Below are 23,642 nucleotides of genomic sequence, written 5' to 3'. Positions count from 1 at the left end.
TCTAAACTAAAGCGTCGTCTGAAAACTTCAAGGGATTTATGCTCTCCCTGCGATCTAAAGGCGGGTGGGAACGGCTGACGCAATATCCGGAAAGATTTGCTGCGCCGCAGCGTAATCTTCTGGATTTTTTTCTTGCTGTTCCCGAAACAAAAGGACTATGAGCTGCGCCGCGCGGGCCAAAATCCGGGCACCTCCCAAAGTTTAGAAGGCACAAATCCGATGAACCGCAGAAACTTCTTCCGGCAGGCCGCGACCGCCGGCGTGGGCGCCGCTGCAGCGACCGCGCTCGCAGCGCCTGCCATTGCCCGGGAATCTCCGAAGATCACCTGGCGCATGACCTCGTCGTTCACCAAGAACACCGACATCCTCTGGTCCGCCGCCACCGACATCGCCGAAAGCGTCAAGGAAGCCTCGGACGGCAACTTTACGATCCACACCTTCGCCGCCGGCGAAATCGTGCCGGCTCTGCAGGCCGCCGATGCCGTTTCCAACGGCACAGTCGAAATGGCGCATACCTGCGCCTATTATTATATCGGCAAGGACCCGACGTTTGCGCTCGGCACCGCCGTTCCGTTCGGTCTCAACGCCCGCCAGACCAATGCATGGTTCTCGGTCGGCGGGGGCAACGAGCTGCTCAACGACTTCCTTGGCGGCTACAATCTCTTCGCGCTGCCGGCCGGCAATACCGGTGCCCAGATGGGCGGTTGGTATCGCAAGGAAATCAACACGATCGAGGACCTCAAAGGGCTGAAGATGCGTATTGCAGGCCTCGCAGGCCAGGTGATGCAGAAGCTCGGCGTTACGCCGCAGCAGATCGCCGGCGGCGACGTCTACGCCGCGCTTGAAAAGGGCACGATCGACGCCACCGAATTTGTCGGCCCTTATGACGACCAGAAGCTCGGTTTCGTAAAGGTCGCCAAGTACTATTATTACCCGGCCTGGTGGGAAGGCGGCCCGGCCGTCCACGCCTTCATGAACAAGGACAAGTTCAACGCCCTTCCGAAGAGCTACCAGCGCATGATCAAGGATGCATGCGCCAATGCCAACCAGAACATGCTTTCGCGCTACGACACCAGCAACGCCAAAGCGTTGCGCCAGCTCGTTTCGGAAGGCGCCGTCCTGAAGCCGTTCAGCCCGGAAATCCTCGAAGCCAGCTACAAGGCTGCGCTCGAAGTCTATGCCGAACTCAACGCCAAGAACGCCGCCTTCAAGAAGATCTATGACAGCCAGCAGGCCTTCAAGAAGGAAGGCTATCTCTGGAACCAGATCGCCGAATACAGCTATGACACCTTCATGATGGTGCAGCAGCGCAAGGGCACGCTGTAATCATCGATTGAGGTTGAGCATCAAAGCCCGGAGCGAACCTCCGGGCTTTTCACTTATCAGCCTTCAACCAGTTCGGCATCGCCAACCATCCTGTCCCGCAGGCGGCCGACATCGCGGGCCGGCGAGGCGCCGAACTGGCGGGCATATTCGCGGCTGAACTGGGTGACGCTCTCGTATCCCACTGAAAAGGCGACCCGCGCCGTATCGCCCGCTTCGGCCAGCAACCGGCGACGGGCTTCGTGCAGGCGGATGCTTTTCTGGTACTGGATCGGGCTCATGGCAGTCACGTCCTGGCCTGCAACCACAGGAGCATTGCCCATGACCAAACAGAAGACAGCACTCGTCACCGGCGCCAACAGAAGCATCGGTTTCGAGATCGCAAGACGGCTCGCCACCGAGGGATATCGCGTCTGGCTCGGCAGCCGCGATGTCGGCCGCGGCGAAGAAGCCGCGCAGAACCTGCGCGACCAGGGGCTCGACGCGCATGTCCTGCAGCTCGACGTCACCAGTGACGAAAGCGTCACCTCGGCCATCGCGGAACTCAGCCGCCAGACCGACCATCTCGACGCGCTCGTCAACAATGCCGGCATCGCCGACAGTTTTACGCACCAGCCCTTCGACGAGCCGATCGAGGTCGTGAAAGCGGTTTACGAGGTAAACACGTTCGGGCCGATCCGCATCACCCAGGCGGCGCTGCCCCTGCTCAAGGCATCCGGCGCAGGACGTGTCGTCATGCTCAGCAGCGAACTCGGCTCGCTCCAGGCTCTGCTCGACCCGCAAAATCAGTTCTACGCCATCAATGCGCTCGGCTACAATTCGTCCAAGACGGCGCTCAATGCGGTTACCGTGGCGTTCGCCAAGGCGGCGGCGCCCTTCGGTATCAAGGTCAACGCGGCCGATCCGGGTTACACCAAGACCGACATGAACGGCCATTCGGGTTATCGCACCGTCGAACAGGCAGCGGACGCGCCGGTGCGACTTGCCATGCTGGGTCCGGACGGCCCGACGGCCGGCTATTTCTTCGACGACCAAACTCTTCCCTGGTAACTTGGATTTGTGAGCGCAGTTGCCCGGTCGGCCCCAAGATCGACCGGGCATCAGTGCGACTTTTTGGAATTTCCTTGCCGTTCCCGAAATGAAAGGATTATGAGCGAACCGAGAGCCCGGACAGGCCGCGCGCACTTCGCTTCGAGGAGGATTTCATGGATCGCAGACATTTCTTCAAGCAGGCCGCCACGGCCGGGGTCGGCGCCGCTGCCGCAACCGCGCTTGCCGCCCCGGCGATTGCCCAGGAGAGCCCCAGGGTCAACTGGCGACTGACTTCTTCTTTCCCAAAGAGCCTCGACATCATCTTCAACGCCGCCAACCAGATCGCCGACAGCGTCAAAAACGCCACTGACGGCAAGTTCACCATCCAGACATTCGGGGCCGGCGAAATCGTGCCGCCGCTGCAGGCGGCAGACGCGGTTGCCAACGGTACCGTCGAGATGGCCCATACCTGTTCCTATTATTACATCGGCCAGGATCCGGCTTTTGCGCTCGGGACCGCCATTCCCTTCGGCCTCAACGCCCGCATGACCAATGCCTGGTTCACGGCAGGCGGCGGCAACGACCTGATCAACGAGTTCCTGGCCCCGCGCAATCTCTATGCCCTGCCCGCCGGCAATAGCGGCACCCAGATGGGCGGCTGGTTCCGCAAGGAAATCAACACGATCGATGACCTCAAGGGCCTGAAGATGCGCATTGCCGGCCTGGCGGGCCAGGTGATGCAGAAGGTTGGCGTCACCCCGCAGCAGATCGCCGGCGGCGACGTCTATGCCGCGCTCGAGAAGGGCACGATCGACGCCACCGAGTTCGTCGGTCCCTATGACGACCAGAAACTCGGTTTCGTGAAGGTCGCCAAATATTACTATTACCCGGCATGGTGGGAAGGCGGCCCGGCCATGCATGCCTTCTTCAATCTCGAAAAGTTCAAGGGCCTGCCGAAAAGCTACCAGCAGATCGTCACCGACGCCTGCGCCGCAGCCAACATGAGCATGCTCGCCAATTACGATGCCCACAACGCCACGGCGCTGAAGAAGCTCGTCGCCGAAGGCGCGATCCTGAAGCCCTTCAGCCGCGAGATCATGGATGTCTGCTTCAAGGCGGCAATGGAGACCTATGCCGAACTCTCGGCCAAGAGCCCGGCTTTCAAGAAGATCTACGACAGCCAGCAGGCATTCAAGAAGGATGCCTATCTCTGGGCCCAGATCGCCGAATATTCCTACGATACCTACATGATGACGCAGCAGCGCGCCGGCGCGCTCTGACCGTCCCATCGCAATGACATGCCCCAAGCCCGGAGCGACCCTCCGGGCTTGGCGTTTGAAAAACGGTCGCCAATGCGTCAGCATCGGCTTCCAAACCGGCCAAAGCGGTTGCTATTTTCAATATTGCGTTGTAAAATCATGTCGTTGATTGAGCAGATCGGCATTGCCGTTGAGCGCCCGGAAAATTAAATCTCCGTGGCAGCATTGATTATCAACGGATAAAGCTTATATTGACGCTATCGAAAATTGCTTGCGACCTTTGTTCACGGGCCTGGTGCTCAGTCAGATTTCCTCTCAAATATCGATCAAAGCGGACGGAATACTGTCCGCAATCTCTAACGATTGAAAGGAAATCGTTATGAATACTGGCACCGTAAAGTGGTTCAATAGCACCAAGGGTTTCGGCTTCATTCAGCCTGATGACGGCGCGACGGACGTTTTCGTTCACGTTTCTGCTGTTGAACGTGCCGGCATGTCTTCCCTGACGGAAGGTCAGAAGATCTCCTACGAGATCGTTCGCGACCGCAAGTCCGGCAAGAGCTCCGCCGACAACCTCCGGGCCGCATAAGGATGTCATTCGCCTCGGCTGACCACGGATGTACTGGCAGCGACGGCTTGAATGACGGGAAGAGGTCGGGGTAACGCCCGGCCTTTTTGTTTTGCCCCGGCTTTCGGCCGGTCCAAGGAGAACACGATGAGCGCAAATGTCTATGCCATAGGCGATAACATCGTCCTCAAGGCAGGCCTTACCCGGACCGCCACTGGCGACCGGACATGCCGCGTCGTGGGCCTTTTGCCGGCAGCCGATCGCGGTGAAAACCAATATCGGGTACGTTTCGGCAGCGAGAATTTCGAGCGCCGGATCGTTGAAAGTGATATCGACACTTCCGAGACCGCATCGTCCGCCAAGAAGGACGAGGCTTGCGCCGACGCTCCGAGCGGACCGTGGCTGAAGCCGTCGAGCATTCGCATTGGCAAGTGATTCAACACTTTGATCGAACGCGGGATCTGCCCGCAATGGAAAGGATTTAGTTTGCAGGTTCTAGTCAGAGACAACAACGTCGAGCAGGCACTCCGGGTGCTGAAGAAGAAGATGCAGCGCGAAGGCGTCTTCCGCGAGATGAAGGCGCGCAGCGCCTACGAGAAGCCCTCCGAAAAGCGGGTACGCGAAAAGGCCGAAGCCGTTCGCCGCTACCGCAAGCTGGCGCGCAAGAAGATGCAGCGCGAAGGCCTCCTGCCGGCTCCCAAGAAAGTGGTCCGTCCGGCGCGCGGATAATTTGTCAGCCGCACGGACATCCGATCAGGAAGGAGGATATTATGGCCGCCACCAAGGACGAATTCTTCAATCCCACCAAGCTTTCCGCGCGTGACAAAGCCGCTGCGACAGATCACACCGCGCGCTCTATCATTAGTGCGGAAGCGACCCAGCGGGAAAAGAAAACCGAAAAATTGAGGCAGCTTCGTCTCGAACGCGAAGCCGCGGAGCCTGCTCCGGCCCCGGCTCGAGCCAAGGGCCGCAAGGCCCCAGCCGATCACTGAACTTCAAAAAGCCCGGAATTTTCCGGGCTTTTTGCTGTGCGGCTCACAGTCCGGGAGTTGCTCAGGCCGCCTGGAGCTGCGCCGGATGGCGCGGCAGCGGCGGAAAGGCGAGAGCGATCGCCACTGCCCCGAGACCGACCAGTGCCGAGCCGAAGAACAGCCAGTCATAGTTTGCGAAATGATCGAAGGCCCAGCCGCCGGCAAGAGGTCCGAAGGCCATGCCGAGGCTCGACAGCATGGTCGCCGCGCCGAACACGGTGCCCATGATCTTCGGCCCGAAATACTCTCGCGCCAGCACCGCATAGAGCGGCATCACGCCGCCATAGGTGCCGCCGAAGATCACCGCCAGGGTGTAGAACTGGCCGAGATCGGTCACCATCGTGTAGGCTGCGATGACCGCCGCCTGGATCATCAGCCCGCCGATCAGCACCGGTTTGACGCCCAGCCGGTCGGCAAGCACGCCGAACAGAATGCGGCCGCCGAGGCCAGCCGCGCCTTCGACGCTGTAGATGCTGACCGCCGCCATCGGCGCCACGCCGCAGAACATCGCATAGCTCACCATGTGGAAGATCGGCCCGGAATGGGCCGCACAGCAGGCGAAGAAGGTAAAGCCGAGCACCAGGAACTGCGGCGAACGGAACACCCGCGACAGCGGCATGCCTGCACCTTCGGCCTGAGGCTCGGAGGCGGCGCCGCCAGGGGCTGCCACGGCCGGCGGGTTGCGGACCAGGAAAGCGGTCGGCAGGAGCAGTATCCAGGCGCCGATGCCGATGAAGAGCATCGCCAGGCGCCAGTCGTCATAGGCGGTGATCAGCCAGCGGGCAAAGGGCGAAATGGTCATCGGCGCCATGCCCATGCCGGCCGATACCAGCGAGACCGCCAAGCTGCGATGCTCGTCGAACCAGGACATGGTGACGGCGATCATCGGAGCGAAGAAGGCGCTGGCGGAAAGCCCGATCAGGCAACCATAGATCAGCTGGAAGGCGATGAGGCTTTGCGTCTGGCTGGCGAGCACCAGCGCCAGACCGAGAAGTGCGGCCCCGATCAGCACGACGATGCGGGCGCCAAATCGGTCGCTCAACGTGCCCCACATGAAGCCGCCGAGGCCCATGACGACGAAATTGAGCGTCATGGCGCTCGAAATGCCGGCACGCGACCAGCCGGTCGCCTTGGCGATCGGCTCAATAAAGATGGCCAGCGAGAACATCGTGCCGACGGCGACGCAGCCCATCAAGGCGCCGGCAGCGACGATCACCCAACGATAATTGCTACTCATGTCCATTCCCCTAAGTCACAGGTTCCGAGATCCGGACGGATTACGCGGCATCGCGATGTCCATCCTTGAACCGAGGACGTTCGGCTCCCCTCCTCCCCGACAGACCCAACCGATTTTTTTTCGCAACCGGATTTTGGAGCCTACAACAAAAAGCCCCGCACGCGGCGGGGCTTTCCAAATCTGTTGATCGTGGTGACGGCCTAGCTGCTGCCGGTGTTGGGACGGTTCTTGCCGACATTGGTATTCGTCGATGCCGTTTTGCCGTCCGGATTCTGGCCGTAATAGGTGCCGCCGAGGTGCCCACCGGCACTGGTGTTCTCCACCTGGCGCTCGGCGCGTTTTACGGCCTCCTTCACGTCACTCTTGCTCATGTCTGCCTCCAGCTTTGGGGTTGGTGACAGAAAGGTAACCGTCCGGTGTGCCAGGTGTTCCCCTTTTAGTTTGCCGGACCGCTCCTAAAGTCCGACAGCGACCCGCTACGAACAGGGCTTTGCTCTTGACGAAGAGCAAACGTGGCCCTATTGGGGAACGATCGTTTCCTAATTAAACCGACATCATGGATATCAACACCGCGACGCGCCCGCCGGGTCGCCCCCGCGAATTCGAGATCGAAGAAGCGCTCGACAAGGCAATCGTCGTCTTTTCCGCGAGAGGCTATCACGCCGCCTCGATTTCGGAACTGAAGGACGCCATGGGGCTTGCCGCCGGCAGTCTCTACAAGGCGTTCAAGGACAAGAAGGCGATCTTTCTGGCGAGCTTCGACCGCTACAAGCAGGTCCGCAACGCGCTTCTCGATCAGGAGCTGGCCGAAGGCGCAAACGGCCGCGACAAGGTTTCCCGCATGCTGCGCTTCTATGCCGAAGCCTCGCATGGCGTAAGCGGGCGGCGCGGCTGCCTGGTCGTCGGAACCGCGATCGAACTTGCGGTCTACGACACCGAGGCCGCCGAACGGGTCGGCCGATCCATGGCCCGCAGCGAAGCCCTGTTCGATACCCTGATCCGCGAAGGCCAGGCAGATGGATCGATCCCGGCAGCGATCGATCCATCCGCCACTGCCCGCCTTCTGCTCTCCGTCACCCAAGGCTTGAGGGTGCTGGGCAAGACTGGCCCGAACCGCGACCGCGCCTTTTCCGTGGTCGATACGGCCATGAAACTTCTCGACTGATTGCTATCCGATCCTTCCTCCCAAGGAGCATATAATGACCACCAATTCCGCGACGATGGCCACTCCGGCGGCTGCATCGGGACTATCCGCCGCGATGACCTTCGTGATGGCCGCGGCTTGCGGGCTCATCGCCGCCAATCTCTATTATTCCCAACCGCTGGCGGGCCCGATCGCTGCCTCGATCGGCCTTCCGGCGCATGCGACAGGCCTTATCGTGACGCTGACGCAGATCGGCTACGGCCTCGGCCTGCTGCTGGTGGTGCCGCTCGGCGACCTTCTCGAAAACCGCCGGCTGATCCTCACCATGATCGGCGTGGCCACCGTGGCATTGCTCGGCGCCGGCCTGTCGAGCGCATCCATTCCGTTCCTTGCCGCGTCGCTGGCGATCGGCGTCGGCTCGACCGCCGTACAGATGATCGTGCCGTTCGCCGCCAGCCTGGCGAACGACGCCAATCGCGGCCGGGTGGTCGGCAATGTCATGAGCGGGCTGATGATCGGCATCATGATGGCCCGGCCGGTATCGAGCTTCATTGCCGAGTTCTCGTCCTGGCACGTCGTGTTCTTCCTGTCGGCAGCTGTCATGATCGGGCTCGGCTTCGTGCTTGCCGCCCGCCTGCCGAAGCGGATGCCGCAGACGAAACTCTCCTATTTCGCCCTGCTCGCATCGATGGGCCGCCTCTACGCAACCCAGCCGGTCCTGCGCCGCCGGGCATTCTACCAGGCCTGCCAGTTCGCCACCTTCAGTCTGTTCTGGACGGTGACGCCGTTGGTTCTCGCCGGCCCCGCCTTCCACCTCAGCCAGGCCGGCATCGCACTCTTTGCGTTGGCTGGCGTCGCAGGCGCCATCGCCTCGCCGATCGCCGGACGCCTTGCCGACCGGGATCTCGGGAAGCCTGCGACGATATTCGGTATCGCCGCCGTCGCCGTTGCATTCCTCATCACCCATATCGCACCGGAAGGCTCCACCGTAGCGCTCGCACTCCTGACGCTTGCCGCCATCCTGCTCGATTTCGGGGTGACGATGACGCTCGTGATCGGCCAGCGCTCGATCTACAATCTCGGCGCGGACCTGAGAAGCCGGCTCAACGGCCTCTACATGGCGACCTTCTTCTGCGGCGGCGCGATCGGCTCTGCCGTCGGCGCCTGGGCCTTTGCCGAAGGCGGCTGGCTGCTCGCCTCCTCGCTCGGACTTGCCCTGCCGGTCATCGCCTTCCTCTATTTCCTGACGGAAAAGCGTGCCAAGGTTTGAGGCGACAGGACAGGATCACGTTCGAGGACGACCTCGAACGTGATCGAGGTCGTCAATATGCCATCCTCCTGCCAGGTCAGCCTTCTTTCTCAGATCGAACGAGGCTCCCATGCGACCCACCCTTCGCCTTTTTGCTCTTCTGCTGGCGGGTATCAGCAGTTCCCCCACTCTTGCCGCCGATCCCGTCGGCGTCCGGAAGATCAGCGTGGTTTCGCCTGAACACGACCGGGCACTTGCGGTAACCGTCTGGTATCCGTCAAAGGGCGACGGCGAAACGACGTCCATCGGCGACAACCGGATTTTCGAGGGATCGCCTGCATCGAAGAACGCGTCCCTTAAAAGCGGTCGCTTTCCGCTCGTGCTGCTGTCCCATGGCTCCGGCTCCCGCGCCGAAGGCATGACCTGGATTGCCACCAGGCTCGCCGAGGCGGGCTTCATCGTCGCCGGTCCCAACCATCCCGGCACCACGAGCGGCGATTCCACGCCGGCCGCGACGCCGAAGATCTGGGAACGCACTCAGGACCTTTCCGACATCATCACCGCATTGACTGGCGAAGCTCCCTGGAAGGCGGCAATCGACACGGAGCATATCGGCGTTCTCGGCTTCTCGCTCGGCGGCAGTACGGCGATGGAGCTTGCCGGCGCACATGCCGATCTCGATGCCTACAAACGGTATTGCGATGACTACCCGGCGATGATGGATTGCATCTGGTTCCGAGGCGAGCGCGGTTTTGCCGATGGCGAACAGGTCACGGTCAAAAAATTGGATCTCGAAAGCATCGACAGGACACGCTTCGAACGATCGAACCGCGACACGCGCATCACTGCGGCCGTCATGGTCGACCCCGGTCTTGCAATGGCTTTCACGGCCGGCAGCGTGAACGCCATCGATATTCCGGTGACCTTCATCAATCTCGGCAGCGCCGGACAAATCCCGGTCGCGGTGCTTTCGGACGCGTTGGCGAAACAGGCCCCGAATGCCCGCTATGCGCAGGTGAACGGCGCCAACCATTTCAGCTTCCTGCCCGTCTGCAAACCGGGTGCGGCCGAGTTCCTGAAATCCGTCGAAGAGCCCGATCCGATCTGCGATGAGAACTCCAGCCGGACGCGAGCCGATATTCACCGGGAACTGACCGGCATCATCGTTTCGGCTTTCGAGCGAAGCCTCAAAGCCCGCCGCTGAGCGAAAAGCGTGCTCTTCGGGTTTTCGTTGTTCAGCGGATCGGGCAATGCCACCCGCTGAACGTCATCATCCGGATATCATCCACCGGTAGGAAGCGGCGTCCAAAACTATGCCGTTTTCAGATCTGGAAATAAGCAATGAAAATTTTGATGGTCGATGTCGACGGAGTGCTCGTCCATGGGCGGCCAGATGACGGCATGCCATTTGCAACCGATCTCGAACGTGATCTCGGCCTGCCGCTGGACGTGTGGCAGCGGGAATTCTTCAAGCCTTATTGGCCCGACATCGTCACCGGCCGGGAGCCGATCGAGCCTCGCCTGACCGCAATGCTTCGGGAAATCGCCCCGCATCTCGAAGCGGAAACGCTGCTCCGCTACTGGTTCGAAAACGATTCCCGGCTGGATCAGACACTGCTCGACGAGCTTGCCGTGGTTCGGAAAACCGGCATCGCGCTTTACCTCGCCACCAATCAGGAACATCGGCGCGCTGCTTATCTGATGGAGGAGTTGGGCCTCCGCCGCTATTTCGACGGGATTTTCTATTCCGCCCGATTCGGCCATCGCAAGCCGGCGCAGGACTTCTTCCGTCTCGCCACCGAAAAAGCAGGCGCCCCGCCCGAGGACATCGTCTTCCTCGACGACACGCTGGAAAATGTGGAAGCTGCACGCATGTTCGGCTGGCATGCTGTTCACTGGACAGCCGGAATGGCGCTGAAAACCGCCATCGCCCCGTTTGCAGCCGCTGCGGTCACTGAAAAATCCCGCTGAAAGGAATGGATCGGCCGACAGCGCGGCCGATCATGTTTCGGCCCTTGCCTACTCGACCAGGTTGATTTCCTCGGTCTCGCCGCCTTCGCAGACATAGCAGCAGTCTTCGCAGCTCTCCTTGTTGCCCGGACCGGTGCCCCAATAGGTCTGCTTGTCGCCGGAGACCCAGGCACCGTAGCAGATGTTCTCGCCCTGCTTGCAGGAGAGATGGATCTGCTTGGATTCGCCATCATCCAGATAGTAGACTTGGTTGCCGCCCGGCCAGACATGTTTGCGGTCTTGGCTGTAAAGCTCGACCTCGACGGCGTTCGGATGCTCGTTGCGCATCACGAAGCTCACGTCGGCAGACACGGCCTGGCCGGCTCCCGAGCAAGTGGCCAGGACAAGCGTCAGCACGGCTGCACGGCGCACGGCCGACACAGAATTGAGTATAAACATAAAGCCCCTCTTCAGAAGCGCCGGATCAATCGGCGCCAGTGCATATGACGTGATTTGCAAGAAGAAAGCGAGGTGGGGTAGAAGAGTTTCGGCGGTTTTTCTTGGACTCAACCAAACCGGCGGCGCCTGGATTCTTCCCGTCCAAGTAACGCAATCCCGAGCCCCGCAAGCAGGAGGCAGACGCCGCTGGCGATGGTGCGGACGACGTTCCAATACTGCCAGGGTTGCGAGTAGTCCTGCCACACGCGCCGCGCGCCGTCGGCATCGGCCGGGATCGCGATTGCCGCCAGCGCCTCGTTCATCGGTACATTGATGGTCATGGTGAGCACTTGACCGCCTATCAAATAAACAACAGCCGCCAGCGCGAAAGCCGCAGCCGGGCCTCGCAACCCCAAAAAGAACGCCAGAAGACCTGTGATGAGCAGGAGCGGGCTGGTGCCGAAAAAGGCCGGCGCGAACACCATGTTGCGCACCGATGAATTCATCGCCTTCATCGCCTCGATGGCGACCACCGGATCGGCCGCATCAAGCCCCCACATAGTCGAGCATACCCAGGCATAAAAGAAACCGAAGATCGCGCCGCTCAGGAGCAGCGACAGGCCGGCTAGGACATATACGAGCGACCGCATGCGACACCTCCCGCAACATTTGGACGATAGCTCGCATAAAATGCTGATCCATCCAAGTGAAAGATCAATGACTTCAAGCAACCCGCTTGTAAAACAGCGTGGTGGCGCAGAAACCGCCTTCCGGCCACATGGCATAATCCGGGATGACGCCGACCCGCTCCCAGCCGAAGCGCGGATAGATCTTTTCCGCGTCGCTGCCGGTCGCGGTGTCGAGCACCAGAAGCGTGCGGCCGCGCCGTGCGGCTTCCGCTTCCACCGCCTCCATCAGCCTGCGCGACAGGCCGAGCCCGCGGGCGGAGCGATGCACGAGGAGCTTCATCAGGTCGCCGCGATGCGGCTGGTTCGGCTTCGAGGCAAGGCCCACCTGCACCGTGCCGACGACCCTGCCCTCCACTTCTGCCACCGCAAGGATGACGCCGCCTTTTTCGACCGCATCGGCAATCTCCTGCCAATAGCCGACCGCATCCTTCGGCTCGAAAGGCAGCATGAAGCCGAGCGAAGCCCCGCCGTTGACGCAGTCGGACAGGGTCTCGGAGAGATCGGCTATTGTGGCGCGGGTTTCGCCGGCATTGAGGATGCGAATGGTGAGGTTCATCTTATGAAGGCTCCTGGCATCTTGAAAAGGCTCCTGACGTCTTAAAAAGGTTTAGCGGCCGCGGTCGAGGATGACGGCGTAGCGGGCCGGCTTGTCGGACGGATTGTGGAAGTCGAAGGCGTCGCCGATATCCATGAAGAGGCAATCGCCGGGGTGAAGCGTATGGACGGTCGCGCCGATGATCATCTCCAGCACGCCCTCGAAGAGCCAGACGTGCTGGGTCATCACCCGGCTTTCCTCCCGCGGCGGGAAGCTGACCCGCGCATGGGCTGGAAAATCCACCTCGACGATATCGACGCGCGACGGTGTGCCCGATGGCGAGACCGAGCGGCGCATATAGCCCGTATGCGGATCGCGCCAGAGCTTCTGCTCCGCCCTGCGGCTGAGCGGCGAACCCTGTGGGTCGTCATCGGCGAAGAAGGCCGAGAGGGAGAGGCCAAGCGCCTCCGACAGCCTTGCCAGCAGCGCCGCGGTCGGGCTCGCCTCCGCCCGCTCGATCCGCGAAATCATCGCGCGGCTGACGCCCGAGCGGTTCGCCAGTTCGTCCAGCGTCAATCCGGCGCGAGCGCGCAGGCTCTTTAGCCGCTCGCTGATGGCAGTCTCTATGTCATGATCCGTCTCTTCCATGATTTGAGAATTGCATTCTCTTATGATGGAATCAAGCGTGAAGATGGTGGAACCATCAAATTTTACAAGCGATGGCGCTTCCGCGATAGCTCCTGTCATGGTCGATCGGCTATGGAGCAGTATCGGGCTTCAAGTCGGCGGAAACCGCCAAGGCCGGCGCTTTGCGGGGGGACGAAATGAACGGCCAGACATCCGAGACGGCGTCGCCTCTGTCGATCGCCAGCATCGTCGTTTCGATGACGATCGCCGCTATCGGCAGCGGCATCATGTCCGCCTATGTTCCTTTCGTATTGACGGACACAGGCTCCTCCTGGGCCGCCAGTGCCGCCGTCCCGACGCTCGCCTTCGGCGGCCTGATCGGCTGCCTCGTCGGCGGGCCGCTGATCCGCCGGGTCGGCCATGCGCGGCTGTTCTCCTGCTCGATGGCGATGGTGATCATCGCCGCCGTGCTGATCGCCACCAACCCGCCGCCGATCTACTGGGTTTTGGCACGCGGCGTTTACGGGGCGGCCTCCAACGTCAATTTCATCATCGCCCAGAGCTGGCTCAACCACGCCGCCTCCAACGAGTGGCGCGGCCGGGCGATGTCGTTCTTCTACATGGCCTTCGTGCTAGGGCTCGGCGCCGGCGCCTGGTTGTTCGGCCGCATTCCGACGGATGGCAATCTGGCGCCGCTCGCCGTCGTCTTCGTCACCGCGCTCGCCATCCTGCCGATCGGGTTGACCCGCCTGCCCAACCCGCCGGCGCCGGCCAATGTCAATGTCGACATCAAAATGGCCTGGCGCATCTCGCCGGTCGGGCTGATCGGCGTGCTCGCGTCCGGCGGGCTCTCGATGGTGATCCAGGGCTTCGTGCCGATCTACGCCACCACCAGCCACGTGGCGCAGACCGATGTCGCGCTTTTGATGCTGGTGATGCAGACCGGCCTGCTGTTCGTGCAATATCCGCTCGGCATGCTGTCGGACCGCATCGACCGCCGTTTTGTGCTCTTGATCACCTGCGCGCTGATCGTCGCGGCGGGCACTGCGGCGCTGTTCGTCTCCTTCTCAATGATGATCGTCCTGATGCTCGTCTTCCTCGTCTTCGGCGGCGCGGTCGAGACCGTCTATTCGGTCGCCAACGCGCATGCCAACGACCGCGCCGATCCCGGCGATTTCGTGCCGCTCTCCTCGACGCTGCTGGTCGCCTGGTCGACGGCAGCGACCATCGTGCCGCTCGGGGTGACGCTACTCACCCCCGCTTTCGGCCAGCACACCTTCATCTACGCCGTGATCCTGGTGGCTATCGCCTACGGCACTTACGTGATCTGGCGCCTCAAGGAACGCGTGGGCGTGCCCGCCGACGAGCGGGAGAACGTCGGGCTCAGAAGCGCCCAGCTTCCGAACGCCTCCGTCATGACCGGTCCGGAGACCGAAAAGCCTGCCAAATAGCCCGCGCTGCCGGGCTTTATCCTCAACGAAAGGTTATCTTTCCGCTTTGCGGCAGGGATTCGCGCTGCTATATGCGCGACCATGAGCACCAATTCCGCCCGCACCCCGCTTGACCATATCCGCAACTTCTCGATCGTGGCGCATATCGACCACGGCAAGTCGACGCTGGCCGACCGGCTGATCCAGACGACCGGTGGCCTTGCCGAGCGCGACATGTCGGAACAGGTGCTGGACTCGATGGATATCGAGCGCGAACGCGGCATCACCATCAAGGCCCAGACCGTGCGCCTGCATTACAAGGCGAATAACGGCGAGACCTATATCCTGAACCTGATCGACACGCCCGGTCACGTCGACTTCGCCTATGAAGTCTCGCGTTCGCTGTCGGCCTGCGAAGGTTCGCTTCTCGTCGTCGACGCATCCCAGGGCGTCGAGGCACAGACGCTCGCCAACGTCTACCAGGCGATCGACAACAACCACGAGATCGTCACCGTCCTCAACAAGATCGACCTGCCGGCGGCCGAACCGGACCGCATCCGCGAACAGATCGAGGAAGTGATCGGCATCGATGCGTCGCAGGCCGTGCTGATCTCGGCAAAGACGGGCCTCGGCATTCCGGACGTGCTGGAGGCGATCGTCCACCAGTTGCCGCCACCGAAGAGCGAGCTCGGCGAAAAGGGCCCGCTGAAGGCGCTGCTGGTCGACAGCTGGTACGACACTTATCTCGGCGTCATGGTTCTGGTGCGCATTCTCGACGGCGTGCTGACCAAGGGCCAGACCATCCGCATGATGGGCACCGACGCCAAATACCAGGTGGAGCGCGTCGGCGTTCTGACCCCGAAGATGCTCGCCGTCGACAGTCTCGGCCCGGGCGAGATCGGTTTCTTTACCGGCTCGATCAAGGAAGTGGCCGATACCCGTGTCGGCGATACGATCACCGAGGACAAGAAGCCGACGGCGCATGCGCTGCCGGGCTTCAAGCCGGCCCAGCCGGTGGTGTTCTGCGGCCTCTTCCCGGTCGATGCCGCCGATTTCGAGGACCTGCGCGCCGCGATGGGCAAGCTGCGCCTCAACGACGCCTCGTTCTCCTTCGAAATGGAAAGCTCGGCAGCGCTCGGCTTCGGTTTCCGCTGCGGTTTCCTCGGCCTGCTGCATCTGGAAATCATTCAGGAACGCCTGGAGCGCGAGTTCGACCTCGACCTCATCGCCACCGCACCCTCGGTTGTCTACAAGCTGACGATGACCGATGGTTCCGAGCGCGAGCTGCACAATCCGGCCGACATGCCGGACGTGGTCAAGATTTCGGAAATCCAGGAGCCCTGGATCAAGGCGACGATCCTCACCCCCGACGACTATCTCGGCGGCATCCTGAAACTCTGCCAGGACCGCCGCGGCATCCAGACCGAACTCACCTATGTCGGCAAGCGCGCCATGCTCACCTACGAGCTGCCGCTCAACGAAGTGGTGTTCGATTTCTACGACCGCCTGAAGTCGATCTCCAAGGGCTATGCCTCGTTCGACTACCATCTGCACGGCTATCGCGAGGGCAATCTCGTGAAGATGTCGATCATGGTCAATGGCGAGCCGGTCGATGCGCTCTCGATGCTGGTTCACCGCTCCGCTGCCGAAAAGCGCGGCCGCGACATGTGCGAGAAGCTCAAGGACCTGATCCCGCGGCACATGTTCAAGATCCCGATCCAGGCGGCGATCGGCGGCAACGTGATCGCCCGCGAAACGATCTCGGCGATGCGCAAGGACGTGACCGCAAAATGCTACGGCGGTGACGCCACCCGCAAGCGCAAGCTGCTCGACAAGCAGAAGGAAGGCAAGAAGCGCATGCGCCAGTTCGGCAAGGTCGACATCCCGCAGGAAGCCTTCATTGCGGCGTTGAAGATGAAGGACGACTGATCTTTCTATCCAGAGTTCACGCGCATATATTTTTGCGCATAAACTTGGAGGTTGGAATGTCCCAGCCCGCCCGCAAATCGACTAGGCTTTTGTTAGACGGCAACCTTGTTGCCGAGGCTCGCGCGCTGAAGATCGACCTCTCGCAGGCCGCCGAGGAAGGCATCGCCAAGGCCCTCAAAGCCGAGCGGGAGCGCCTTTGGCGACTGGAAAGTGCCGAGGCAATCCGGTTTCACAATGAGTATGTCGAGAAGCACGGCCTGTCGCTGGCAAAGTATCGCCAGTTCTGACGACGCGGTTTGATCCTATCGCGGCCGCATCTCAAAAAACCCGCCAATCATTAAAACCTTAATAAATCCTGCAAATGCTTTGAAATCTCGCTCGTGCAAGGTGATTGCAGGTGATGGGTTCGTGCGCCGACGCGGCGACAGCTCAAGGGCATGACGCCGATCTTCACTGCCTGAGCCCGTAACGTGTCCTTCCCACCTGCGAGACGCTTCATGAGCAGCATTTCTTACAATCAGTCGGCGGCTTCTGCGCTGTTATTGCTGACCGGTTCCGCCAAGGCGCTGGAGCGCAACACGATCCAGGTGGCAACCGGGCGCAACGTCAATACGGCATCCGACAACGCCGCCTATTGGTCGATTGCCACGTCGATGCGTTCGACGGGCATGTCCCTCTCGGCGGTCGAGGACGCATCGGGCCTTGCCGCCGCGCTGACCGATACCGCATCGCTCGGCATGGAGGCCGCAACCGGCCTCGTTTCCGAAATCAAGGCGAAACTCATCCTGGCACGCTCGCCGGGCGTGGATCGCGACGCCATCAATGCGGAGATCAGCCAGCTCAAGGAGCAACTGGGCACGGTCGCCGAATCGTCCTCCTTCAACGGCGAGAACTGGCTGCGTTCCGCCGGGACGCCGGGCGTCAAGTCGCTGCTCGCGTCCGCATCGACCAACCCGGACGGTACCACGGCCCTCAACACGATCGATTTCGATACCGCCTCGACGACGCTGGCAAGCAGCGGCGACGCTGCCGACGGCCTTCTGACCAAGGCCTATTCGGGCACGACAGATAACGGCACCGCCTACGAATATTACCTCCTCGATACGGGATCGCAGGGCTCGGCAACCGCCAGCGAAATCAAGATCTCGAATTCGACGACCGAAGACGAACTGGACGGCATGATCTCGGCCACCGATAGCATGCTTTCGAGCCTCACCTCCGCCGGCGCCAAGCTCGGCTCCACGTCGAGCCGCATCAGCGCCAATACGGAATTTCTCTCCAAGCTGCAGAATGCGATCGACCGCGGCGTCGGGCGCCTCGTCGACGCCAACATGGAAGAGAGCGCCGTCAAGCTTGCCGCCACGAAGGTGCAGCAGCAGCTCCAGACGATCGGCCTCAGCATCGTCAACGAACAGTCGAAACGTATTCTCGACCTCTTCCGCTGATACCTCCCCGATATCCGGCCCTTGGGTTATGCTCGGGGGCCGGATGTTTCGTTCGCCTACGGGATAAGACCTAGTGGCGGCTCGCATGCAGTGGACGCGGCATGTCGGAATGGGTGATCCAGACGCGGCCGTCGAACGCCACTTCGCCATGATCGAGCTTGCTGCTGGCGATGCTTTCGATAAGGCCTAGCTTGGAGCAGACGTCGCCGATCCTGCCGTCGTTGACGACGCAGACGGCCTGGCATGTGCTGCCGTCGCGCATCACCAGAACGGTGTGGTGGCTGTTTCGCACGATCTTGTTGGGCAATGTCACGAGCGTCATGCTCTTCTCCCTGCTGTATCCAAGTTACGGCTGGCGTGCCGACAGAGGAGGCTCGACCAATATGGTCAACAAAAGGTTAACCGCGCAGGATCGAGTACGCGGCTTGCCCGGCAGCCGAGGAGCGCCTTGCTCGAAGCAGCGTCTGTAGCGGGTCATGTGGCCGGCTTGGTCTTGGCGGCGTCCGAAACCTCGCGCAGCGGTGCGCGGCTCAACTCGTTGCCGGCGGCAATCGCCTTGCGCAAAAGCCGCAGCAGTTCGTCGCCCTCCTCTGCCGTCAGCCCGCGCAGCATGAGTTCCTGCGCCGCCTCGACCACCGGCGCGACGCGGCTCAAGGTCTTGCGACCCCCGTCGGTGATCTGCAATTCGCGGGCGCGCCTGTCCCTGGTGCTGGCATTGCGCACCAGCAGGCCTTTCTGCACCAGCCGGTCGATGACCCCGGTAATGGTCGTGCGGTCGTAGGCGATCAGCCCGGCGAGCGTCACCTGATCGATCCCGGGATTGGTGCTGATCGCCGCGAGCGCCGCGTACTGGACGGGTGTCAGGTCGTACCCGGCTTGCTCGACCTCGGCATGGAAGACCGCCACCGCGATCTGCTGAAACCGGCGGGCGAGATGGCCCGGCATGTCATCATTGTCTTTCACCAGATTCTCCAAAATCGCCGCAAGCTTGACACGTATACTGATGATCAGCATACTGATCAATATAAAACCCGCCGAATCCGTTTCCGCGGGCGCCCAGCGAAACATGCGGAGGAAACTGGTTCCATGCAATTCCATCTGAATGGGTTCGAGCCCGGCGACCCGGAAATCTTTCACCCGGAGGATCGACAGAGCACGCCAGCCGACAAAGGACCGCTTCCCGCCGAAGTCGATGTCCTGATCGTCGGCTGTGGTCCGGCGGGCCTAACACTCGCGGCGCAACTGTCTGCCTTTCCCAATATCAGGACCTGCATCGTCGACCAGAGATCCGGCCCCTTGCTGCGCGGCCAGGCGGACGGTATCGCCTGCCGCACGATGGAAATGTTCCAGGCCTTCGGTTTTGCCGAGCGGGTGCTGAAGGAATCCTACTGGGTCAACGAGACCTCGTTCTGGAAGCCCGACGACGCAAAACGCGAAAACATCATCCGCAGCGGCAGGATCGACGATACCGAGGATGGGCTTTCCGAATTCCCGCATGTGATCCTCAACCAGGCGCGGGTGCAGGATTTCTTCCTCGACGTCATGCGCAAATCGCCCTCCAGGCTCGAGCCGCATTATTCTCGGCGCCTGATCGACCTCGAAACAGACCCGGCCGCTGCGGACTATCCGGTGACCGCGAGGCTGGAGCGTCTCGATCCCTCCCATGAAGGTCAGATCGAAACCGTCAAGGCACGCTACGTCGTCGGCTGCGACGGCGCGCGCAGCACGGTGCGCAAGTCGATCGGGCGGGCGCTGCATGGCGATTCCGCCAATCACGCCTGGGGCGTCATGGACGTGCTGGCCGTTACCGATTTTCCCGACATTCGTCTGAAGGCGCTGATCCAATCCGCGGGCGAAGGCAGCATCGTGCTGATCCCGCGCGAAGGCGGCTATATGGTCCGCATCTATGTCGAGTTGGACAAGCTCAACAAAAACGAGCGGGTAGCGAGCCGGAACATCACCGTCGACAAGCTGATCGCGGCCGTGCAGCGCATCCTGCATCCCTACACATTCGAGGTGAAGGAGGTTGCCTGGTGGTCGGTGTACGAGATCGGGCAACGGCTGACCGACAAGTTCGACGACGTGCCGGAGGACGGGAGTGGCGACCGGTTGCCTCACGTATTCATCGCCGGCGATGCCTGCCATACACATAGCCCGAAAGCCGGCCAGGGCATGAACGTCTCGATGCAGGACGGGTTCAACCTCGGCTGGAAACTGGCCGCCGTGCTGCAGGGACGGAGCAGGCCGGAACTGCTGCACAGCTATTCCGCCGAACGCCAGACCATCGCCAAGGAACTGATCGATTTCGACCGCGAATGGTCAGCCATGCTGAGCGCGCCGCTGAAATCCCCAAACGATCCGGATGGCGAGGGCGTCGAGCCGGCGGAAGTGCAAAAATATTTCGTTCGATCGGGACGCTATACGGCAGGCACGGCGACCCGCTACACGCCGTCGCTGCTGACCGGCCAATCGACCCATCAGCATCTCGCCAAGGGGCTGACGATCGGCGCGCGGTTTCATTCGGCGCCGGTGATCCGGCTGGTCGATGCCAAGCCGATGCAGCTTGGTCACGTCGCGAAGGCGGACGGTTGCTGGCGCATCTATGCCTTCGCCGGAGCGGAGGATCGTGCGGCACCCTCCTCGCGCCTGCGGGCGCTTTGCGATTTCCTGGCGGATTCCCCCTCCTCGCCGGTGAAGAGACATACACCTTCCGGTGCCGACATCGACTCGGAGATCGATTTCCGGGCCGTCTTCCAGCAGGCCCACCGCACGCTTGCGGTCGAAACCATGCCGACTTTCCTGCTGCCCCGGAAGGGCCGCTACGGGCTTTGCGACTACGAAAAGATGTTCTGCCCGGACCTCAAGAGCGGCCAGGACATTTTCGACATGCGCGGCATCGACCGGGAACAGGGCTGCATGGTGGTGGTGCGGCCGGACCAGTATGTCGCGCATATCCTGCCGCTCGATGCCCACACGGAGCTCGCCGCCTTTTTCGACGGCTTCATGCTTCCACAACGCTAGCTCGCTTCCTCGGAAGGTTCGGGTCCCGGAGCCGGCGCCGCCGCAAAATGGTCTCGGCCGTCTCGGCGCGCAATTTCGATTGACGTCCAATTTGTACAACTGTACAAATTGGACGTACAGTTGATAATGGATGCTCGATGCGACCGAACCTGAGGGAAGCCTTGCTCAGAAACGCCGTCACCCTGTTTTCCCGCAGCGGCTACAATGCCGTCTCGCTGCGGGACATCGCCAAGGCGTCCGGAGCCAATGTCGGCAGCCTGACCTATCATTTCGGCTCGAAGGCAAAATTGCTGCGTGAGGTCTACGAGCGCCACACGGTGCCGATGAACGCCCGCCGCCGCGAGCTGCTGGGCGAGGCCCTGCGGATCAGCGATGCGGACCAGCGGCTGATGGCGATCCTGCGCGCCTATGTCCTGCCGGCCTTCGTTTCCTCCTCGGAGGGCGATGGCGGCGGTGCCGAATTCACCCGCATGCGGGCGGTTCTGTCGGCAGAAGGAAATCCCGACGCGCAGACGATCATCGCAGACGCGTTCGACGAGACCAGCCGCGCCTTCATCAAGGCTCTCGCCGACTGCGTGCCGGGCGCGCCATTGGAGGGGCTCGTCTGGCGCAGCCAGTTCCTGCTCGGCTCCCTCTATTACGCCCTCATCAATCCCGACCGCGTCACCCGTCTTTCGGGTGGAACGGTCGATGGAAACGACCGGGAAGTCGCCGTCAGCCAGATCGTCGAGGCGAGCTATGCGAGCTTTAGAAGTCTTGGGGCCGGAGCCGGACAATCCGCGGCGGCCTTGAAATACGCGACGGGGGAAAAATGATCCGGAATCTGCAGGAGAGCCACGGGGCCGACATTGCCCGGCGCAAGCCGGATTTCAGGCTGCCCGACGGCAGCTGCGACGCCCACTGCCACGTGTTCGGCCCCAGCGCCGTTTTTCCCTATGCGCCGAACCGCAGTTATACGCCGGAGGATGCGCCGAAAGAGGCGCTGGCAAGGCTCCACGACCGGCTTGGCATCGACCGCGCCGTCATCGTTCAGGCGAGCTGCCACGGGACCGACAACCGCGCCATGCTCGACGCGATCGCCTGGCGGCCGGATCGTTACCGCGGCGTCGCCATTGTCGACGACAGCTTTGACGACCGCGCCTACCAGACGCTCGACGATGGCGGCGTGCGCGGCGTGCGGTTCAATTTCGTCCGCCACCTTGGCGGTGCGCCGGATATGGACGTCTTCAACCGGGCGATCGACCGTATCAAGGGCCGAGGCTGGCATGTGGTGCTGCATCTCGACGCCGCCGACATCGTACCGCTTTCGGACATGATCGCCCGACTGCCGGTGCCCTTCGTCATCGACCACATGGGTCGCGTCGACACCAGCCTCGGCACCGACCAGCCGGCGTTTCAGACGCTGCTGGAACTGGTGCGGCGGGAAAACTGCTGGATCAAGGTCTGCGGGTCGGAGCGAATCTCCCGCTTTCCGTTCGATACGGCGGTGCCTTTTGCGAAGGCGCTGATGGCGGCAAGCCCCGACCGGACCCTGTGGGGCACGGACTTCCCGCATCCGAACCTCAAGGAGCCCGTCGACGAGGCCGACCTCGTGGATCTCGTGCCGAAGTTCGCACTGACGGAAGAGGACCAGCGGCGGCTGCTCGTCGACAATCCCGCACGTTTATACGGTTTCGCCGCCTGAGCGGCCTTAGAGGAGGAGGAGAGAATGGATTACAAAATTACGGGGAGATCGACGGGCCGGTTCCGACAGCCAGCGCGATGGATGAAACCTCTGGCTGTCGCCCTGACCCTGATGCTGCCGGCCGGCGCCATGGCGCAGGACGCCTATCCGTCGAGGGACATCACCCTGGTTCTGCCCTTCGGCCCCGGTGGGATTGCCGACATTACGGCACGCCTTGTTGCCGAGTCGCTCGGCAAGAAACTTGGCAAACAGATCGTCATCATGAACCAGCCGGGTGCGGGCGGCTCGGTTGCGGCACGGGCGGCGCTGAACGCGCCGGCAGACGGCTACACGCTCGCCCTGCTTTCGAACGGCACCGCGATCAGCGTTCCGCTCTTCAAGAACCTGCAATTCGATCCGGTCACCGATTTCGTGCCGGTATCGAGCCTTGCCTATTTCGATTTCGTGTTCGTCACCAAATCGGACGGCAAGTTCAAAACCCTCAAGGATGTGCTGGAAGCCGCGAAGGCTAAGCCGGGCGCGCTCAATGTCGGGACGATCAACGTCGGCAGCAGCCAGAATCTTGCGGCTGAGCTCTTCAAGTCGACATCCGGGATCGATTTCACGATTGTCCCCTACAAGGCCACGCCGGATCTTCAGGTCGCCCTGCTCGGCGGCGAGCTCGACGTGATCGTCGACAGCCAGACGGCGCTGAAGGCTGCCCTGCAGCAGAACCAGGCGACCGCTATCGCCTCATCCGGCCCGTCGCGCTCCAGCCTCTCGCCGAACGTCCCGACCGCCGCGGAAGAAGGCGTCAAGGGCTTCGACGTGACCTCCTGGAACGCCATCTTTGCGCCGAAGGGCACGCCGCCGGAAGCGGTGAAGAAGCTGAACGCCACGCTGGTTGAGGTCCTGGCCGACCCTGCCCTCAAGAAGCGGTTCGCGGATCTCGGCGTCGAAGCCCGATCCAGCACGCCGGAGGAAATCGGCAACCGCCTGAAGGCCGACATCCAGAAATGGTCGGACGTGATCCAGAAGGCCGGGATCCCCAAGCAATAACGCTCGATTGGTC

At 61.9% G+C, this 23,642-nt stretch carries 27 protein-coding genes and 1 pseudogene; 19 read left to right on the top strand and 9 right to left on the bottom strand.

Features of this window, described 5'->3' with window-relative positions; genetic code table 11:
• Positions 1-219: 219 nt before the first annotated feature.
• Entirely contained in the window at positions 220-1,326 is a 1,107-nt protein-coding gene (locus C5J26_RS14655; RefSeq protein ID WP_105402495.1) for a TRAP transporter substrate-binding protein, read from the top strand.
• A 56-nt stretch (positions 1,327-1,382) separates the two neighbouring features.
• Here C5J26_RS14655 and C5J26_RS14650 read toward each other — a convergent pair.
• Positions 1,383-1,610, bottom strand: a pseudogene (locus C5J26_RS14650) (helix-turn-helix domain-containing protein); the annotation flags it as partial.
• 34 nt (positions 1,611-1,644) lie between these two features.
• On the opposite strand from C5J26_RS14650, the gene C5J26_RS14645 reads away from it, so the two are divergent.
• The 6 genes from C5J26_RS14645 to C5J26_RS14620 all read left to right on the top strand — a co-directional run bounded on the left by C5J26_RS14645 (position 1,645) and on the right by C5J26_RS14620 (position 5,174).
• Positions 1,645-2,373, top strand: coding sequence for an SDR family oxidoreductase (locus C5J26_RS14645; RefSeq protein ID WP_206051190.1), 729 nt, complete (start codon positions 1,645-1,647; stop codon positions 2,371-2,373).
• Between the two features lie 155 nt (positions 2,374-2,528).
• A complete protein-coding gene (locus C5J26_RS14640) occupies positions 2,529-3,635 on the top strand; it encodes a TRAP transporter substrate-binding protein (protein ID WP_105402392.1) in 1,107 nt (368 codons plus the stop codon).
• A gap of 358 nt (positions 3,636-3,993) precedes the next feature.
• Positions 3,994-4,203, top strand: coding sequence for a cold-shock protein (locus C5J26_RS14635; RefSeq protein ID WP_007770461.1), 210 nt, complete (start codon positions 3,994-3,996; stop codon positions 4,201-4,203).
• 126 nt (positions 4,204-4,329) lie between these two features.
• Entirely contained in the window at positions 4,330-4,617 is a 288-nt protein-coding gene (locus tag C5J26_RS14630) for a hypothetical protein (protein ID WP_046630247.1), read from the top strand.
• Positions 4,618-4,668: 51 nt separating this feature from the next.
• Positions 4,669-4,911: a 30S ribosomal protein S21 gene (gene rpsU, locus C5J26_RS14625; protein ID WP_038548258.1), complete on the top strand. Its 243-nt coding sequence runs from the start codon at positions 4,669-4,671 to the stop codon at positions 4,909-4,911.
• A 41-nt stretch (positions 4,912-4,952) separates the two neighbouring features.
• The gene (locus C5J26_RS14620; protein WP_046603001.1) at positions 4,953-5,174 is read left to right on the top strand and encodes a hypothetical protein; all 222 of its coding nucleotides are present in this window, start codon (positions 4,953-4,955) and stop codon (positions 5,172-5,174) included.
• A gap of 61 nt (positions 5,175-5,235) precedes the next feature.
• Here C5J26_RS14620 and C5J26_RS14615 read toward each other — a convergent pair whose 3' ends face one another.
• The gene (locus C5J26_RS14615) at positions 5,236-6,450 is read right to left on the bottom strand and encodes an MFS transporter (RefSeq protein ID WP_105402494.1); all 1,215 of its coding nucleotides are present in this window, start codon (positions 6,448-6,450) and stop codon (positions 5,236-5,238) included.
• A 200-nt stretch (positions 6,451-6,650) separates the two neighbouring features.
• A complete protein-coding gene (locus C5J26_RS32720; RefSeq protein ID WP_172723891.1) occupies positions 6,651-6,821 on the bottom strand; it encodes a hypothetical protein in 171 nt (56 codons plus the stop codon).
• Between the two features lie 185 nt (positions 6,822-7,006).
• Between C5J26_RS32720 and C5J26_RS14610 the strand changes: the two genes are divergently transcribed.
• The 4 genes from C5J26_RS14610 to C5J26_RS14595 all read left to right on the top strand — a co-directional run bounded on the left by C5J26_RS14610 (position 7,007) and on the right by C5J26_RS14595 (position 10,814).
• Complete coding sequence (locus tag C5J26_RS14610; protein ID WP_105402391.1) at positions 7,007-7,615, top strand: TetR/AcrR family transcriptional regulator; 609 nt, start codon at positions 7,007-7,009, stop codon at positions 7,613-7,615.
• 55 nt (positions 7,616-7,670) lie between these two features.
• A complete protein-coding gene (locus C5J26_RS14605; protein WP_105402493.1) occupies positions 7,671-8,864 on the top strand; it encodes an MFS transporter in 1,194 nt (397 codons plus the stop codon).
• Positions 8,865-8,973: 109 nt separating this feature from the next.
• A complete protein-coding gene (locus C5J26_RS14600; RefSeq protein WP_105402390.1) occupies positions 8,974-10,047 on the top strand; it encodes a serine aminopeptidase domain-containing protein in 1,074 nt (357 codons plus the stop codon).
• Between the two features lie 137 nt (positions 10,048-10,184).
• A complete protein-coding gene (locus C5J26_RS14595; RefSeq protein WP_105402389.1) occupies positions 10,185-10,814 on the top strand; it encodes an HAD family hydrolase in 630 nt (209 codons plus the stop codon).
• Between the two features lie 48 nt (positions 10,815-10,862).
• Here the strand turns inward: C5J26_RS14595 and C5J26_RS14590 are convergent, their stop codons facing one another.
• The 4 genes from C5J26_RS14590 to C5J26_RS14575 all read right to left on the bottom strand — a co-directional run bounded on the left by C5J26_RS14590 (position 10,863) and on the right by C5J26_RS14575 (position 13,103).
• Positions 10,863-11,252 (bottom strand): hypothetical protein, encoded by a 390-nt coding sequence (locus C5J26_RS14590; RefSeq protein WP_105402388.1) that lies wholly within the window; start codon positions 11,250-11,252, stop codon positions 10,863-10,865.
• 107 nt (positions 11,253-11,359) lie between these two features.
• On the bottom strand, positions 11,360-11,881 hold the full coding sequence (locus tag C5J26_RS14585) for a DUF1772 domain-containing protein (RefSeq protein ID WP_105402387.1): 522 nt from the start codon (positions 11,879-11,881) through the stop codon (positions 11,360-11,362).
• Positions 11,882-11,954: 73 nt separating this feature from the next.
• The gene (locus C5J26_RS14580) at positions 11,955-12,476 is read right to left on the bottom strand and encodes a GNAT family N-acetyltransferase (protein WP_105402386.1); all 522 of its coding nucleotides are present in this window, start codon (positions 12,474-12,476) and stop codon (positions 11,955-11,957) included.
• Positions 12,477-12,527: 51 nt separating this feature from the next.
• Positions 12,528-13,103, bottom strand: a complete 576-nt coding sequence (locus C5J26_RS14575) for a helix-turn-helix transcriptional regulator (RefSeq protein WP_206051189.1) — start codon at positions 13,101-13,103, stop codon at positions 12,528-12,530.
• 176 nt (positions 13,104-13,279) lie between these two features.
• Between C5J26_RS14575 and C5J26_RS14570 the strand changes: the two genes are divergently transcribed.
• The 4 genes from C5J26_RS14570 to C5J26_RS14555 all read left to right on the top strand — a co-directional run bounded on the left by C5J26_RS14570 (position 13,280) and on the right by C5J26_RS14555 (position 17,886).
• On the top strand, positions 13,280-14,533 hold the full coding sequence (locus C5J26_RS14570) for an MFS transporter (RefSeq protein WP_105402385.1): 1,254 nt from the start codon (positions 13,280-13,282) through the stop codon (positions 14,531-14,533).
• An 81-nt stretch (positions 14,534-14,614) separates the two neighbouring features.
• Positions 14,615-16,441 (top strand): translation elongation factor 4, encoded by a 1,827-nt coding sequence (gene lepA, locus C5J26_RS14565; protein ID WP_046630233.1) that lies wholly within the window; start codon positions 14,615-14,617, stop codon positions 16,439-16,441.
• A gap of 56 nt (positions 16,442-16,497) precedes the next feature.
• On the top strand, positions 16,498-16,728 hold the full coding sequence (locus C5J26_RS14560) for a type II toxin-antitoxin system CcdA family antitoxin (protein WP_105402384.1): 231 nt from the start codon (positions 16,498-16,500) through the stop codon (positions 16,726-16,728).
• Between the two features lie 210 nt (positions 16,729-16,938).
• The gene (locus tag C5J26_RS14555; RefSeq protein WP_105402383.1) at positions 16,939-17,886 is read left to right on the top strand and encodes a flagellin; all 948 of its coding nucleotides are present in this window, start codon (positions 16,939-16,941) and stop codon (positions 17,884-17,886) included.
• 70 nt (positions 17,887-17,956) lie between these two features.
• Here the strand turns inward: C5J26_RS14555 and C5J26_RS14550 are convergent, their stop codons facing one another.
• Positions 17,957-18,208, bottom strand: coding sequence for a hypothetical protein (locus C5J26_RS14550; RefSeq protein WP_046667282.1), 252 nt, complete (start codon positions 18,206-18,208; stop codon positions 17,957-17,959).
• 152 nt (positions 18,209-18,360) lie between these two features.
• Positions 18,361-18,849, bottom strand: coding sequence for a MarR family winged helix-turn-helix transcriptional regulator (locus tag C5J26_RS14545; RefSeq protein WP_105402491.1), 489 nt, complete (start codon positions 18,847-18,849; stop codon positions 18,361-18,363).
• 123 nt (positions 18,850-18,972) lie between these two features.
• Here C5J26_RS14545 and C5J26_RS14540 point away from each other — a divergent pair, with 123 nt between their 5' ends.
• From C5J26_RS14540 to C5J26_RS14525, 4 genes are all read left to right on the top strand, one after another.
• On the top strand, positions 18,973-20,907 hold the full coding sequence (locus tag C5J26_RS14540) for an FAD-binding monooxygenase (protein WP_105402382.1): 1,935 nt from the start codon (positions 18,973-18,975) through the stop codon (positions 20,905-20,907).
• A gap of 137 nt (positions 20,908-21,044) precedes the next feature.
• Entirely contained in the window at positions 21,045-21,722 is a 678-nt protein-coding gene (locus C5J26_RS14535; RefSeq protein WP_105402381.1) for a TetR/AcrR family transcriptional regulator, read from the top strand.
• Positions 21,719-22,591 carry an amidohydrolase gene (locus C5J26_RS14530; RefSeq protein ID WP_206051188.1) on the top strand — a complete coding sequence of 291 codons (873 nt, stop codon included), beginning with the start codon at positions 21,719-21,721 and terminating at the stop codon, positions 22,589-22,591. The genes C5J26_RS14535 and C5J26_RS14530 overlap by 4 nt, the downstream gene beginning before the upstream one ends.
• Before the next feature lie 24 nt (positions 22,592-22,615).
• Positions 22,616-23,629 carry a tripartite tricarboxylate transporter substrate binding protein gene (locus tag C5J26_RS14525; RefSeq protein ID WP_105402380.1) on the top strand — a complete coding sequence of 338 codons (1,014 nt, stop codon included), beginning with the start codon at positions 22,616-22,618 and terminating at the stop codon, positions 23,627-23,629.
• Positions 23,630-23,642 lie beyond the last annotated feature (13 nt).

Origin of the sequence: Neorhizobium sp. T7_12 (genome assembly GCF_002968535.1) — a bacterium.
Taxonomy (GTDB): Bacteria; Pseudomonadota; Alphaproteobacteria; order Rhizobiales; family Rhizobiaceae; genus Neorhizobium; species Neorhizobium tomejilense.
The sequence above is the reverse complement of the archived record's forward strand: the minus strand, read 5'-3'. Positions and strand labels throughout refer to the sequence as shown.